The sequence below is a fragment of the Streptococcus sp. HMSC064H09 genome, from assembly GCF_001812625.1.
Taxonomy (GTDB): domain Bacteria; phylum Bacillota; class Bacilli; order Lactobacillales; family Streptococcaceae; genus Streptococcus.
The window spans coordinates 1-666 of sequence record NZ_KV809581.1 but is presented as its reverse complement, the minus strand read 5'-3'; the positions used below and the strand labels follow the sequence as shown (position 1 = coordinate 666).

Sequence of the window (666 nt, the reverse complement as noted above, 5' to 3'; positions counted from 1 at the left end):
CTGCTGGTGATTTCGCTTCTACTGATGCTGCTGGTTGACCATTTTCATCAAGAAGAGTAATGGTATTCTTGTCAATTGGCGCTACTTCATCACCTTCAGTAAAGGTTACAGTTCCAGTTTGAACCAAACCTTGAGGTGCTTCAGATTCAGCTGGTGTTGCAGTTGGAGTTACTGGAGTGACAGTTGGTGTGTAAGTTGCAGAGGCTTTGGTTCCATTCTTATCTTCACGTACAACTGTTACGGCTGGTGCAGTTCCAACAAATGATTTCTCTGGAACAAAAGTTACAGTTCCGTCTGCTGCTACTGTGTATGTACCAACTCCATCAACTGTCTTGGTAGTTGAGCCATCGTCGAAAGTAGCTGGAACGTCATCGTTCATTGGTACACGACTATCACCTTCAGTAAATTCAGGCTTACCTGTTTGGGTTTGACCTTGTTTACCTGTTGTTTCAACTGGTGTCGCTGTCGGTGTTACAGGAGTTACTGTTGGTGTGTACTTAGCTGTGATTTCAGTTCCGTTCTTATCCACACGTTTCACTGTTACACCTGAAGCAGTTCCAGTAAATGATTTTTCTGGGACGAAAGTTACTGTACCATCTGGAGAAACGGTGTAAGTTCCTTCACCATCTACTGTCTTCGTAGTTGAGCCATCTTCGAAGGTAGCTG

The 666-nt window shown here is 44.1% G+C and carries 1 pseudogene; it reads right to left on the bottom strand.

Annotation, left to right across the window (positions count from 1 at the left end):
- A pseudogene (locus tag HMPREF2867_RS05465) lies at window positions 1–666 on the bottom strand (fibronectin-binding protein); the annotation flags it as partial.